At 39.8% G+C, this 14,701-nt stretch carries 15 protein-coding genes; all 15 read left to right on the forward strand.

The window, feature by feature from the left end; all coding sequences use genetic code 11:
* The first annotated feature begins 48 nt into the window (after positions 1-48).
* The 15 genes from Epro_RS00790 (at position 49) to Epro_RS00860 (ending at position 14,551) form a co-directional block, all read left to right on the forward strand.
* On the forward strand, positions 49-1,152 hold the full coding sequence (locus Epro_RS00790; RefSeq protein ID WP_052569690.1) for an ABC transporter ATP-binding protein: 1,104 nt from the start codon (positions 49-51) through the stop codon (positions 1,150-1,152).
* 100 nt (positions 1,153-1,252) lie between these two features.
* A complete protein-coding gene (locus Epro_RS00795) occupies positions 1,253-2,593 on the forward strand; it encodes an NAD(P)-dependent malic enzyme (RefSeq protein WP_052569692.1) in 1,341 nt (446 codons plus the stop codon).
* Positions 2,590-3,429 carry a fumarate hydratase gene (locus Epro_RS00800; protein WP_052569694.1) on the forward strand — a complete coding sequence of 280 codons (840 nt, stop codon included), beginning with the start codon at positions 2,590-2,592 and terminating at the stop codon, positions 3,427-3,429. Before Epro_RS00795 ends, Epro_RS00800 begins: the two co-directional genes overlap by 4 nt.
* Complete coding sequence (locus tag Epro_RS00805; protein ID WP_052569696.1) at positions 3,426-3,947, forward strand: FumA C-terminus/TtdB family hydratase beta subunit; 522 nt, start codon at positions 3,426-3,428, stop codon at positions 3,945-3,947. Before Epro_RS00800 ends, Epro_RS00805 begins: the two co-directional genes overlap by 4 nt.
* Positions 3,948-3,960: 13 nt before the next feature.
* On the forward strand, positions 3,961-4,737 hold the full coding sequence (locus Epro_RS00810; protein WP_052571541.1) for a type III pantothenate kinase: 777 nt from the start codon (positions 3,961-3,963) through the stop codon (positions 4,735-4,737).
* A 20-nt stretch (positions 4,738-4,757) separates the two neighbouring features.
* A complete protein-coding gene (locus tag Epro_RS00815; protein ID WP_052569698.1) occupies positions 4,758-5,540 on the forward strand; it encodes a hypothetical protein in 783 nt (260 codons plus the stop codon).
* Between the two features lie 104 nt (positions 5,541-5,644).
* Positions 5,645-5,929 carry a co-chaperone GroES gene (gene groES, locus Epro_RS00820; protein WP_052569700.1) on the forward strand — a complete coding sequence of 95 codons (285 nt, stop codon included), beginning with the start codon at positions 5,645-5,647 and terminating at the stop codon, positions 5,927-5,929.
* 110 nt (positions 5,930-6,039) lie between these two features.
* Positions 6,040-7,668, forward strand: a complete 1,629-nt coding sequence (groL, locus tag Epro_RS00825; RefSeq protein WP_052569701.1) for a chaperonin GroEL — start codon at positions 6,040-6,042, stop codon at positions 7,666-7,668.
* A gap of 127 nt (positions 7,669-7,795) precedes the next feature.
* Positions 7,796-8,482, forward strand: a complete 687-nt coding sequence (locus Epro_RS00830) for a YggS family pyridoxal phosphate-dependent enzyme (RefSeq protein ID WP_144412017.1) — start codon at positions 7,796-7,798, stop codon at positions 8,480-8,482.
* Positions 8,469-9,281 (forward strand): pyrroline-5-carboxylate reductase, encoded by an 813-nt coding sequence (proC, locus tag Epro_RS00835; RefSeq protein ID WP_052569705.1) that lies wholly within the window; start codon positions 8,469-8,471, stop codon positions 9,279-9,281. The genes Epro_RS00830 and proC overlap by 14 nt, the downstream gene beginning before the upstream one ends.
* A gap of 34 nt (positions 9,282-9,315) precedes the next feature.
* Positions 9,316-9,579: a DUF167 domain-containing protein gene (locus tag Epro_RS00840; RefSeq protein WP_052569707.1), complete on the forward strand. Its 264-nt coding sequence runs from the start codon at positions 9,316-9,318 to the stop codon at positions 9,577-9,579.
* A gap of 31 nt (positions 9,580-9,610) precedes the next feature.
* Positions 9,611-12,400, forward strand: a complete 2,790-nt coding sequence (gene ileS, locus Epro_RS00845; RefSeq protein ID WP_052569708.1) for an isoleucine--tRNA ligase — start codon at positions 9,611-9,613, stop codon at positions 12,398-12,400.
* Positions 12,397-12,867, forward strand: a complete 471-nt coding sequence (gene lspA / locus Epro_RS00850; protein WP_052569710.1) for a signal peptidase II — start codon at positions 12,397-12,399, stop codon at positions 12,865-12,867. Before ileS ends, lspA begins: the two co-directional genes overlap by 4 nt.
* Positions 12,867-13,640 (forward strand): prolipoprotein diacylglyceryl transferase, encoded by a 774-nt coding sequence (lgt, locus tag Epro_RS00855; RefSeq protein ID WP_052569712.1) that lies wholly within the window; start codon positions 12,867-12,869, stop codon positions 13,638-13,640. The genes lspA and lgt overlap by 1 nt, the downstream gene beginning before the upstream one ends.
* Positions 13,641-13,651: 11 nt before the next feature.
* A complete protein-coding gene (locus Epro_RS00860) occupies positions 13,652-14,551 on the forward strand; it encodes an RluA family pseudouridine synthase (protein ID WP_052569714.1) in 900 nt (299 codons plus the stop codon).
* The last annotated feature ends 150 nt before the right edge of the window (positions 14,552-14,701 follow it).

Genomic DNA, 14,701 nt, shown 5'->3' on the forward strand with positions numbered 1-14,701 from the left:
TTGAAAAATAAATATATTTCATATTGAAAATTTACGTTTGGGGGAGCAATGGCAAGCATAGTTTTAAAAAATGTATGGAAGCGTTACGGTGACTTAGATATCGTTAAAAATTTTAATATTGAAATTCCGGATAAATCTTTTTGTATTCTCGTAGGTCCTTCCGGATGCGGCAAAACCACCACTTTAAGAATGGTGTCCGGTCTTGAAGAAGTTTCCGACGGCGAAATATACATAGACGGAGTTAAAGTAAACGATATTCCTCCTAAAAATCGCGACATAGCCATGGTATTTCAAAGCTATGCGCTTTATCCTCATATGACCGTTTACGACAATATGGCTTTTGGTCTTAAATTGCGCGGATTTAGCAAAAAAGAAATTCAAAAACGCGTAAATGAAGCGGCGGAAATTCTTGGCATAGGGCACCTTTTAGACAGGCGTCCGAAACAGCTTTCCGGCGGACAAAGACAAAGAGTTGCCGTAGGAAGAGCCATTGTAAGAAAGCCTAAAGTATTTTTATTTGACGAACCGCTCTCAAATCTTGACGCAAAGTTAAGAGGGCAGATGCGCACGGAACTTAAAAAAATTCACGCAAAACTTCAAAGCACAATGATATACGTTACCCACGACCAAACGGAAGCTATGACAATGGGCGACCGCATCTGCGTTATGAAAGAAGGCATAATACAGCAAATAGCAGGCCCTATTGAACTTTACGATAATCCCGCCAATAAATTTGTCGCAGGTTTTATCGGCAGCCCCGCAATGAACTTTTTTGACGTTGAGATAATCAATAAAAACGGCGCGTTGTATTTAAACGAAGGCGCTTTTGAAATAGTTGTTCCTAACGAACTCAAAAGCAAAGTTGCTCCTTACGTAGGTCAGAAACTTACGGTTGGTATAAGACCTGAAGATATATTTGATAAACTTTTCTACAACAGACCCGATAAAGACGTCAACAGTTTCAGCGCTACCGTAGAAGTTGTAGAACCTTTGGGAAGCGAAATTTACCTGCATCTTAACACGGGCAAAAACGAATTTGTCGCAAAAGTTGATTCTCAAAACAGAGCAAAACCTAATCAGGTTATAGAGCTTGTGTTTAACATTGCAAAAACGCATTTGTTTGACTCTAAAACAGGCGTCAAAATTATATAATTAATTCTGCCGGGGGAAAGTTTTGTTTGCTTTTCCCCGGAGCATTTAAAGTTTTATCTTAAAAGATAAAACTTTTTTTATTTAACAGAGGATATACAAAATGCCCAAAGCAAACGTTAAAAAACTTTTAAAATCGGCAAATGTCCCGTCCGCGCTTGCAAGAAAAATGCATCCTTTTTACAAAGGAAAAATTGAAGTTGTTCCGAAATGCCGCGTAAAAGATTTTAATGATTTCTCAATTTGGTACAGCCCGGGAGTAGCCGCGGTTTGCACCGATATCTATAAAAACCCCGAACTTGTTTATGAATATACCAATAAAGGAAACAGCATAGCCGTAGTAAGCGACGGCACAAGAGTTTTAGGTCTTGGCGATATCGGTGCAGAGGCTTCAATGCCGGTTATGGAAGGCAAGGCTCTTTTGTATAAATACCTCGGCGGCGTGGACGCATATCCTATTTGCCTTGGCACAAAAGACGAAAAGGAAATAATACAAACCGTAAAAATTTTACAGCCGTCTTTCGGCGGAGTAAATTTAGAAGATATATCGTCCCCGAAATGTTTTAACGTTTTAGACACTTTAAGAAAAGAATGCCGCATTCCCGTTTGGCACGACGATCAACAGGGAACCGCTCTTGTAACTTTGGCGGGTCTTATTAATGCTTTAAAGGTAGTGGGTAAAAAAATATCAAAAATTAAAATTGCAATGGTCGGCGCGGGCGCGGCAAACGTGTGTATTGCAAAACTTCTAATGCGCTACGGAGCAAACCCCGGAAATATTATTATCTGCGATTCAAAAGGAACTTTGCACAAAGGCAGAGAAGATTTAAAAAATAGCAGTCATATTCAGCAGTGGAATTTAGCCAACGAAACAAATTCTCAAAATATTCAGGGACACATAAAAGAAGCTATGGAAAACGCGGACGCGCTTATAGCGTTGTCGGCGCCGGGTCCCGGAACAATTAAAAAAGAATGGATAAAGGGCATGGCAAAAAATTCTATAGTTTTTGTATGCGCAAATCCTGTTCCTGAAATTTGGCCTTGGGAAGCCAAAGAGGTCGGAGCCGCAGTAGTTGCAACCGGTAGAAGCGATTTTGAAAATCAGGTAAACAATTCTTTGGGTTTTCCCGGAGTTTTTAGAGGCGTTTTGGATGTTCGCGCTACGGCAATTACGGATGATATGTGTATAACTGCCGCTGCGGAACTTGCGTCTTGCATTGCCGGTAGTAAAATAAGACCGAACCAAATTCTGCCTACAATGAGCGATTGGGAACTGTTTCCGAAAGTTGCCGCCGCTGTAGGCGTAAAAGCTATAAAAGAAAAAGTTGCCGCAAAAAAATTAAGTTATGATAAACTTTACGCGCAGGCAAAAGAAATAATAAAACGCAGCCGCGCAATTACCGAAACAATGATGAGCCGCGGTTACATAAAAAAATACAAATGAGAATAATCAAATCATCACAAATTACCAAAGCCGTAGAGCGTCTTTGCGCCGAGGCAAACTATAATCTTCCTCATGACGTTTTAAATGCCGTTAAAAAAAGCGCCGCCAAAGAAAAAGGCGTTGCAAAAAATATCCTTACGGAAATTATTGAAAATGCAAAAGTTGCCTCCAAAGAAAATATTCCGCTATGTCAGGATACCGGCACGGCAAACTTTTTTATAAATCTTGGGTCAAGCGTTAAAATTTCAGGCGCAGATATTTATAAAGCGGTTAACGACGGCGTCGGTAATTCTTATAAAAAAAATTATTTACGCAAATCTATAGTTTCAGACCCGCTGACAAGAAAAAACACCTGCAACAATACGCCCGCAAACATATATATAAATATAGTTAGCGGCGATAAAATAGAAATAACTTTTTTGCCCAAAGGCGGAGGCAGCGAAAACGCAAGCGCGTTAAAAATGCTTGCGCCGTCGGCAGGCTGGCAGGGCGCAAAAGATTTTATTTTGTCGGCAATTAAAGAAAAAGGCGCAAACGCCTGCCCCCCTTTAATTATAGGCGTTGGCATCGGCGGAGATTTTGCATCCGTAGGAAAACTTGCCAAAGAATCGCTTCTTAGAAAAATCGGTTCTAAAAATAAAACGGCGTTTTACGCAAAAAAAGAAAAAGAGCTTTTGGAAGAAATAAACAATTTAAATATAGGCCCTATGGGGCTTGGCGGCCAAGCTACGGCGCTTGCGGTTTTTATAAGCGTTAAGCCGTGCCACATTGCGTCGTTTCCGGTGGCGGTAAGCATTCAATGCCATTCAAACAGACGTAAAACCGTGTTAATATGAAAATAACAAAAGACGAATTAATAAAAAATATAAATAATGTCCAAGCCGGCGACAAAATTTATTTGTCGGGCGTAATTTATACCGCGCGCGACGCGGCGCACAAAAGAATTGTCGCTGCGTTAAATTCCGGCGGGGAAACTCCTTTTGAATTAAACGGCGCCGCAATTTATTATTGCGGACCTTCTCCGGCGCGCCCGGGTTCGGTTATCGGCGCATGCGGACCCACAACGTCGGCAAGAATGGACGCTTTTACTCCGAGAATTCTTGCCGAAGGCGTAAAAATTTTAATAGGCAAAGGCGCTCGCTCAAAAGAAGTTGCGGAAGCTATAAAGAAAAATAAAGCCGTTTACCTTATAGCTACGGGCGGCGTTGCGGCGCTGCTTTCAAAAACCGTCAAAAAAGCAAATCTTGCGGCATTTAAAGATTTAGGACCTGAAGCCGTTTACAAACTTGAAGTGGAAAACATGCCGCTTACGGTTGCCGTGGATGCAAACGGCAAAAATATTTTTAATCGTTAAATTTGGAGCATTTATGTTTTTAGCCATAGACATAGGCAACACAAATATTACCCTCGGACTTTTTGACGTAAAAGGCAAGAAAATTTTATCCGGCGCAAAAAAAGTTTGGAGAATGTCCACTATAAAAGGACAAACTTCCGACGAATACGCCACAATGCTTATGGACATGTTTTACTATTCCGGTTTTGACGCAAAAAAAGTTGAACAGGTTGCAATAGCAAGCGTTGTTCCGTCGTTAAACAGAGTTTTTACGGAACTTGTTGAAGATTATTTTCATAAAAAAGCTTTTTTTGTAAACCATATAAACAGCGGCGGTTTAAAGTTTGGAAATGTAAACCCTAAAGAAGCCGGCGCCGACAGAATTGCAGACGTTGTTGCAGCTGTCGCGCTATACGGCGGCGGGTGCATAATTATAGATTTTGGAACAGCCACAACTTTTGACTGTGTGGACTTGCAAGGAAAATACGTCGGGGGAGCAATAGCTCCGGGGCCGGCAATTTCAGCGCAGTCTTTAAGTTTAAAAACCGCCCAGCTTCCTCAAGTTGAAATGAAAAAACCCGCTAAAGCAGTAGGAACGTCCACGGTGGAATGCATACAATCCGGTCTTTATTTCGGCTATATCGGGTTGATAAAAGAAATTATCGCAAGAATTAAAAAAGAAATGAAAATAAAAAATATAATTTCTACCGGCGGGCTTGCGGGGCTTATGACGGAAGAAATTAAAGAAATAAAAATTAACGCTCCCGATTTAACGCTTGAAGGGATAAGAATAATTTTTGAGCGGCATTAAAAAAAAGGTTTGGGGAAAAAATGAAAAAAATAATAATCTCTTTTGTTTGTCTGTTTGTTTTTGCGGTATCTGCGTTTGCTCATCCTTATGAAATGGTTAATTTCTTTATGAATAAAGCCGTTACCGGCGACGCGCAGGCAAAAAGTTTGCTTTCTGAATTTGCAAAAGACGTAGGTCAGGCTATCTCCGGAGGCGCTTACGGCGTCGGTGGAAATTTAGATACGTTTGGTTTTACTTTGAGCATAAAAATGTCTTACCAGCAGCTTCTAACAAATGACTTAATAGCCACAAGGCTTGGAGATTCCGCGATAAATTACCCTATAATCCAAGGCGAATTTTTGCTCTCTGAAAACCTTACGGGAATAGGACGTATTTCTTACTCAAACGATTCTTATGTTATCGGCGCCGGCGCAAGATATTTGGCGTATGAAGGCTACGACTATATACCTACAATTTCGGTGCAATCTGTTTTTAATTATATGATAGCGAACGTTCCCGTTCAGGACGCGCGCGCGTATGTTCCAAATCAAGGCAGGGTGGAATTTCACTCGTGGAATTTAAAAACAGCGCCGACATTTTATTTTCAGGATGTTCCTTACGTGCAGCCTTATTTCTTTGTCAGCTTTGACGTAACGGAGCTTAATCTTTTAAGTTCGGACAGAAGCGGCCTTTCAACTTACGCTTACGGAGTAGGCTACGGTTTGGGGGCGCAGGCAAAAATAGAGCCTCTCAATCTTTCTTTTACATTGTCGGTTTATGAATCCAGACTAAATTATAACTTCGGCGTATTTGTGGGTTTCTAACATACTTGACAAAAAAAGGCAGTAGTAGTATAATTGGCACTCAGCAGGTTTGAGCGCCGATTTTAAAAAATAGAAGAAATAAAAAAAATAGGAGGGCAGAAAAAATGATTAGACCGTTAGGCGACAAAATTTTAGTTAAGCCTTTAGAGGCTAAAGAAGTGGTTAAAGGCGGAATTATTATTCCCGATACCGCAAAAGAAAAACCGCAGGAAGGCGAAGTTATAGCCGCAGGCAAAGGCAAAACAACCGAAGACGGAAAAGTTATAGCTTTAGACGTAAAAAAAGGCGACAAAGTTCTTTTCGGAAAATATTCCGGAACGGAAGTAAAAATTGATAACGTTCAATATCTTATAATGAGTCAAGACGATATTCTTGGCATCATTGAATAGTTATTAAGTTGTCGCCTGTATCCATGTTTAATAAAAACGGATTCCGATTTTCATCGCAATGACAAGCGATGCAACATAAAGAAAACTTACACTAACACAGGAGAAAGAATATGGCAAAGCAGTTAATTTATAATGATGAAGCGCGCAAGGCTATGAAAGCAGGGGTTGATAAACTTGCAAACGCCGTAAAAGTAACTCTCGGACCCAAAGGCAGATTTGTGGTTTTAGATAAAAAATTCGGTTCGCCTACCGTAACTAACGACGGCGTAACCATTGCAAAAGAAATAGAACTTGAAGATCCGTTTGAAAATATGGGCGCTCAGCTTGTAAAAGAAGTTGCGTCAAAAACAAACGACATTGCCGGAGACGGAACAACAACTGCCACGGTTTTGGCTCAATCTTTAATTAACGAAGGTCTTAAAAATATCACAGCCGGCGCAAACGCAAACCACATAAAAAAAGGCATTGAAAAAGCGGTTGCCGCAGTTATTGAAGAAGTAAAAAAGATTTCAAAACAGGTAAAAAATAAGGAAGAAATAGCGCAGATTGCTTCAATTTCCGCAAGCGATAAAGAAATAGGGACGCTTATCGCCGACGCAATGGAAAAAGTCGGAAAAGACGGCGTAATTACCGTTGAAGAAGGCAAATCTTCAGACACAACTTTAGACGTTGTTGAAGGCATGCAGTTTGACAGAGGCTACATCTCTCCGTATTTTGTAACCGATACCGAAAGAATGCAGGGAATTTTGGAAGATCCTTACATAATAATAACCGATAAAAAAATAACTTCTATGCAGGAAATTCTTCCGTTGCTTGAAAAAGTTGTGCAGACAGGAAAAGCGTTTATTATAATTTCGGAAGATATTGAAGGCGAAGCGCTTGCAACTTTGGTAGTAAATAAAATTCGCGGAACGCTTAAAGTTATGGCGGTAAAAGCTCCCGGTTTTGGCGATAGAAGAAAAGATATGCTTCAAGATATTGCAATTCTTACCGGCGGAACGGTAATTTCGGAAGAAACCGGACTCAAACTTGATAAAGCGGAACTTGATATGCTTGGTCAGGCAAAAAGAGTTGTTGTTGACAAAGAAAACACAACTATAGTTTCAGGTCTCGGCGATAAAAAAGAAATTGAAGCCAGAATTTCACAAATAAGAAAACAGATTGAAGAAACAAAATCAGATTACGATAAAGAAAAACTTCAGGAAAGACTTGCAAAACTCGTCGGCGGAGTTGCGGTAATTAACGTAGGCGCGGCAACCGAGTCTGAAATGAAAACGAAAAAATTTAAAGTTGAAGACGCGTTAAACGCAACAAGAGCCGGAGTTGAAGAAGGCATAGTTGCCGGCGGCGGCGTAGCTCTTCTTAAAGCGCAAAGCGTTTTGGAAAAAGTTAAAGCCAACGACGCGGACGAAGCTACCGGAATTGCAATAGTTCTTAAAGCTCTTGAAGGCCCTGTAAGAATGATAGTTGAAAACGCGGGAATTGAAGCTTCCGTAGTTGTAGAAAAAATCAAAGCTTCAAAAGACGCGGCTTACGGATATAACGCCGACACAAACGAATATGTAGATATGATAAAAGCGGGCATCGTTGACCCTGCGAAAGTTACAAGAACCGCGCTTGAAAACGCAGCTTCAATAGCGGGTCTTATTCTTACAACCGAAACGCTTGTAACGGATATTCCCGAGAAAAAACAGGCGGCGCCAATGGGCGGCGGAATGCCTCCGATGCCGGAATATTAAAAGATAAACGTTATTTTATAAATAGCAACGCAAGGCTTCGGCAAATTCAGCCGGAGCCTTGCGTATTTATACGCATAAATTAGTATTCCAAAAAAATCAAAAATATGCTACAATTACAAGCAAAATTATGATATCGGAAAATATCAATTTTATTAGAAAATCAATAGATGCGGCAAGCTCTGTTTACGGGCAAAATGTAGAACTTATAGCGGTTACAAAAACGTTTCCTTATACGGATGTTTCGCAGGCTTTAAAATGCTCAATTAAACATATAGGCGAAAGCAAAATTCAAGAAGCTATTCCAAAATTTGCCGCGCTTAACGGCGAGCTTAACGGTATTTGGAAACATTTTATCGGACACCTTCAATCCAACAAAGCAAAAAAAGCCGTAGAAAATTTTGATTTAATACACTCTCTTGACAGTTTAAGCCTTGCCCAAGACATTAACAGACACGCGCAAAATATAAATAAAGTTCAAAATTGTCTTATAGAAGTTAAAGTTTCAAAAGAAGATACCAAAACCGGAGTTCGCCCCGACGACGTTGAAAGTTTTTACAATAGCTGTAAAAATTTATCCAACGTTTCTATAAAAGGGCTTATGGTTATAACGCCGCTTGGCTCAACGCCGGAAGAGTCAAGAAATTATTTCAGAAGCATTCACTCGTTATTTAAAAAACTTCAGTTTGACAACGCAAATTTCGGAATTCTTTCGATGGGAATGTCTGACGATTATATAACAGCGGTAGAGGAGGGCGCCACTATGGTTCGCGTAGGTTCGGCTATATTCGGCAAAAGAGATTATGGAAATAAGTAAAAAACTTTTTTTTATCGGTTCGGGAAATATGGCGCAGGCAATTATTTCGGGGCTTGTTCAGTCTAAACTTGTGCGTCCTGAAAACATTGTTTGCAACGACGTAGTAAAAGACAAACTTGAAGCCGTCGCGCAAAAATTTGCAGTTGCAATAGCTGAAAATAAAGGCGAAGCAATTATTGGTTCCGACATTATATTTCTATCGGTTAAACCGCAAAACATGCCGCAAGTTTTTGAAGAAATTAAACATTTTGTGAAAAAAGGCGCAATAATAATTTCTATAGCCGCCGGAATTACCACAAAATTTATTGAAGATTCCATAGCCAAAGAAGTCGGCGTTATACGCGCAATGCCAAACACTCCCGCGCTTGTTTTAGAGGGCACTACGGCGCTTTGCAAAGGCAGATACGTTTCCGACGAGCAGCTTATTAAAGCCAAAACGCTTTTTGAAGCTATCGGCAAAGCGGAAATTTTGCCGGAAGATAAATTTGACGTTATCACTGCGTTGTCCGGCTCCGGCCCGGCTTATGTTTTTTATCTTTGCGAACTTATGCAGAAAGCCGCCGAGAAATTGGGTCTTGACGCCGCAACCGCAGAAAAATTTGCCGTGCAAACAATTTACGGAGCCGGCAAAATGTTAGACATAACAAAAACTCCCGCTGCAAAATTAAAAGAAATAGTAAAATCTCCAAACGGCACTACGGAAGCGGCGCTAAAGCATTTTGAAGCGCAAAAACTTGAAGAGATAGTTGAAAAAGCAATGTCCGAGGCCGTTAGAAGATCCAAAGAATTAAGCAGGTAGCACAAAAGGCACTTTGCCTAAAGGCGGCACAGCAATGATTATAAAAGTCAGAGTTATTCCAAACTCCAAAAGAAACGAAGTAGTAAGCAGAATCGGTTCAATATTAAGAGTAAAAATTTCACCTCCCGCGGTGGAAGGCAAGGCTAACGAAGAGCTTTGCGAGTTTCTTTCCGATTTTTTTGACGTAAGGCGTTCAAATATTTTCTTAAGAAAAGGCGAACGCGGACGCGAGAAAACAATTGAAATAACAGGGCGCAGCGAAGAAGAGCTTGAAGAAGTGTTAGACACAATACCGTAAACTGTAATTTGTTAACCGAAAGGATGCGAAAATGTCAGAAACCGAGAAAAAAGATTTTTCACAAACCGTAAATCTTCCGAAAACAGATTTTCAAATGAAAGCCAATCTCTCTCAAAGGGAACCGGCTTTTGTTGAAAATTGGCAAAAGGAAGATATCTATTCTAAAATTTGCGAGAAAAATAAAAACAATAAAAAATTTATTTTTCACGACGGGCCTCCTTACGCCAACGCGCACATACATATAGGCACGGGTTTAAATAAAGTTTTAAAAGATTTTATTTTGAAGTTCCGCTCAATGAACGGCGACTACGTTCCGTTTACGCCCGGCTGGGATTGCCACGGGTTGCCCATAGAACAGCTTGCTTTAAAAGAACTTAAGACGGATAAAAATAAAGTTGACAGAATGGTTTTTAGAAAACAGGCGGCGGATTTTGCGAGAAAATTCGTTGAAATTCAAAAGAGCGAATTTAAACGTTTGGGCGTTTTTGCCGACTGGAATAATCCGTATTTAACGCTTGACCCTAAATACGAGGCGTCAATAATAAAAGTTTTCGGCGATCTTGCAAAAAAAGGTTATATATATCGCAAGAAAAAACCGGTTTACTGGTGCCCCACGTGCGAAACCGCTTTGGCTGACGCGGAAGTAGATTACGCAGACCACGCTTCCGATTCTATAATTGTAAAATTTAAAATAAATTCTATTCCTCAAACGCTTAAAGATAAAGAAAATCTTTTAAGCGGTTTTTCGGTTTTAATTTGGACAACCACTCCGTGGACGCTGCCCGCAAACGTGGCGCTTGCGTTTAACGGCGAGTCTGATTATATTGCCGCCGTTTATAAATTAGAAGACGGCAGAGAAGAAAAACTTATAGTTGCAAAAGCTCTTGCCGACAGCATTAAAGAAAAAATAAAAGCTGTTGAATATAAAACCGCAGCAGAGGCTAAAGGCGCGGATTTTGTAAATCTTGAAGCGCAAAACCCTTTGGTAGAAAGAACGTCGCGCGCTATACTTGCGGATTTTGTAAGCATGGAAGACGGCACGGGAATTGTTCACATAGCTCCCGGTCACGGACAGGAAGATTATCAGGCCGGTTTAGATTACGGTCTTGAAGTTTTGTCCCCCGTAAACGACAGAGGACTTTTCACAAAAGAAGTTCCGGAGTTTGAACACGTTCATATATTTAAAGCAAATCCTTTGATAATAGAAAAACTTGAAAAAGAAGGAAAAATTCTTGCGAAGTTAAAATTAGAACATTCTTATCCTCACTGTTGGAGATGTAAAAAACCCATAATATTCAGAGCTACGCCGCAGTGGTTTTTAAGCGTTGAACACAACGACTTAAGAGACAATCTTTTAAAAGCCATAAAAACTGTTAACTGGATACCAAAATACGGCGAGAACAGAATAACTTCAATGATAGAAAACCGCCCGGACTGGTGTTTAAGCCGCCAAAGACTTTGGGGCGTGCCTATACCCGTGTTTTATTGTAAAGATTGCGGCGAAGCTTTAATAGACTCTGAAATAATCTATCACATATCAAAACTGTTCGCGCAAAAAGGCTCGGACGTTTGGTTTGAATTAAGCGAGCAGGAATTGCTTGCCGGCGCCGGCGCAAAATGTTCGTCGTGCGGTTCTCAAAATTTCAGAAAAGAAGAAGATATTTTAGACGTTTGGTTTGATTCCGGAGTTTCGCAGGAAGCCGTTTTATCAAGCGGAAATTATAAAGACTTGCAGTTTCCGGCGGATTTGTATCTTGAAGGAAGCGACCAGCACAGAGGCTGGTTTCAAACTTCTTTGATACCGTCCGTAGCCGTAAAAGAAAAAGCGCCTTATAAAAATGTTTTAACTCACGGATTTGTTGTGGACGGCGAAGGCAAGAAAATGTCTAAATCTCTCGGCAATTTTATTTCCGCCGAAGATATGATAAAAAAATACGGCGCGGATATTTTGCGCTTGTGGATAGCGTCAAGCGATTACAGAGAAGATATAAGAATATCCGATGAAATAATAAAAGGCTTAAGCGACTCTTACAGAAAAATAAGAAACACCGTTCGTTTTCTTTTAGGCAACGTCGGAGATTTTAACGTTAAAACCGCTCCCGCTTACAAAGATTTGCAAGAAATAGATAAATACGCGCTAAGCCGTCTGCAAGATTTAATAAGCCAGACCGCGGCGGCTTATGAATCTTACGAGTTTCACAAAGCTGCAAATGCCGTAAATAATTTCTGCACGGTGTTTTTAAGCGGATTTTATCTTGACGCGTTAAAAGACGTTCTTTATTGCGATAAAAAAGACTCTGCGCAAAGAATAAGCGCGCAAAGCGCAATGCTTGAAATATGTTCCGTAATAATACGGCTTGCGGCGCCTATTCTTTCGTTTACGTCGGAAGAAGCGTGGAAAGAAATATCTAAAATAATCAAAGACGCGCCTAATTCCGTATTTTTAGCGGAGTTTCCTCTTGTAAACGAAAAATATATTTTGCCTGCGGAAATTATTTTAAAGTGGGAAAATATTCTTTTTGTCCGTCAGGAAATTTCTGCGGCTAACGAGCTTTTGAGAAAAAATAAAGAGATAGGTTCAAACCTTGAAGCCGCTCTTAAAATTAAATACGGCGTAAAATACGCAAACGTTTTTGAAAACAAAGCGTTGCTAAATCTTGCGCTTGGCAGCTGGGATATTTCTTACGAAGCGCTAAAAGAACAAGATTTGCTTGAGGTGAAGTCCTCAAAATCACAATACTTAAAATGCGCAAGATGCTGGCGCCATATAGAAAACGTTAAAGAAGATTTATGCCCCAGATGCGCTCAGGTAGTAAAATGAAAAAACCTTTTATTGTCTGCGCCGTTATTCTTGCGCTTGACCAGCTTATGAAGTTTTTGGTTGAAAAATTTATTCCGTTAGGTTCTGCGGTTAAAGTAGTCGGTTTGTTTGATTTTTTTAATATTACGCATGTTACAAATACCGGCGTTGCGTTCAGTTTTTTTCAGGGCAAAAATTTTCTGTTTGCGTTAATAATTGCCGTATTTTTAATTTGCGTTTTAGCTTGGGTTATTAAAAATAAAGAAAAAATTACAACTTTGCAAAAATACGCTTTTTGCTTAATTATTGCCGGCGGCGCGGGAAATTTAATAGACAGAATTTTCCGCGGCGCAGTGGTAGATTTTTTGGATTTTGGAATAAACTCTTTAAGATGGCCGTCGTTTAACGTGGCGGATTCTTGCGTGTGCGTTGCTGCCGCGCTTGTGTTTGTTGATATGTGTAAGTCTTTTAAAAAAGGGAATAAATAATGTATCCTATACTTATAAAAATCGGAGAATTCTCAATATACTCTTACGGTTTTTTTGTGGCTCTTGGCTTTCTTTTTGCGGTATTGTATCTTTCAAAAGTTATTAAGAAAACAAAAATTATTTCCAAAGACGAATTATATTCGCTTGCCGTTTATTTAATTATTGCGGCAGTTGTAGGCGCAAGAGTTTTATACGAACTTGTAGAAAATTTCAGCGGTTTTATTTCAGACCCGTTAGACGTTTTTAGAGTTTGGCAGGGCGGTCTTGTTTTTTACGGCGGCTTAATAGCTGCGGTTTTAGTTTTTATTTTCTACGCGGTTAAAAATAAAAAACCTCTTTTAAAGTTAAGCGATATTTTTGCCCCTGCCATAGCTTTGGGACACTTTTTCGGAAGGCTCGGCTGTTTTTTTGCCGGCTGCTGCTACGGAAAACCTACAAGCCAACCGTGGGCTGTAGTTTTTACAGATCCTGAAACTTTAGCGCAGCCTGTTGCAGGGCTGCACGTTCACCCTACGCAGCTTTATGAAGCGCTGGGAAATTTTGCGCTGTTTGCAGTTCTTGCGCTTTACAATAAAAAAGAGCATAAAGCCGGAAAAACGCTTGCGTTTTATCTTACAGGGTATGCCGTTTTAAGATTTATAATTGAATTTTTCAGAGACGATTACAGAGGCGGAGATTTCTTGGGGCTTTCCGTATCGCAGATAATTTCAATATTTATGTTTGCTGCGGGAATTGCCGTTTTGTTGAAGTTAAGATTTAAAAATAAAAAATAAAGAAGTTTGTCATGATAAAAAAATCTGCGCAAAAAATAACATATGAAAAATTTGAAAGGGAACGAGTAGATTCTTTTCTTGCGGAAACTTTTAAAGATTACTCCCGCTCGTATTTTCATAAGCTTATTGTCGGCGGAAAAATTTTTGTCAACGGCAAAACTGTTTTGCCAAGCGCTAAATTAAAACATGGCGACGTAATTGAATTTGAGTTTGCAAAAGAGCAAACGTCGGGCTTTATAAAGCCTGAAAAAATTCCTCTTGATATAATTTTTGAGGATGCCGATATAATAATTGTCAACAAACAGCCCGGTATTGTTGTTCACCCGTCTTACGGTCATGAATCGGGAACGCTTTTGAATGCTTTAACGGCTCACGCAAAAGGAAAATATAATCCGTATCTTGTTCACAGGCTTGATAAAGACACGTCGGGGCTTATAATTTTTGCAAAAAATGAAAAAGCAAAAATAAGCATTTCAAAACAGCTTCAAAACAGAGCCGTCAGAAAAATATATAATGCCGCCGTTAAAGGCACCATTGTTGAAAATCAGGGAAGAATAGAAGCGCCTCTGGGGCGTTCTCCGCAAAACAGAAAACTAATGACGGTAAATCCTACGGCAAAAAAAATGGCTATAACCGAGTTTAAAGTTATTGCCCGCAGAGACGGATACACTCTTGTAGAAGTTCATATTATTACCGGAAGAACGCATCAAATAAGAAGCCATATGAAATATATCAACCACCCCGTAATAGGCGACGCGCAATACGGCGGTCCGGAAACTGTTGACGGCAAAACATATAACAGGCAAATGCTTCACGCTTATAACGTAACTTTTACTCATCCCCGCACATGTAAAACCGTTAAGTTTTTTGCTCCTTTGCCAAAAGACATAAAAGAAATTTTTGATGCCTAAAAGTACTTTGTATTAAATTTATTTTTTTGTATAATCTTTATGTGAAAATATTAGCTAATTTTGCTATGAAGAAGCGCTTGAGAAAAACAATGAAAACACAACACAACACAACACAACACAACACAACACAACACAACACAACACAACACA

This window comes from Endomicrobium proavitum (assembly GCF_001027545.1).
GTDB lineage: Bacteria > Elusimicrobiota > Endomicrobiia > Endomicrobiales > Endomicrobiaceae > Endomicrobium > Endomicrobium proavitum.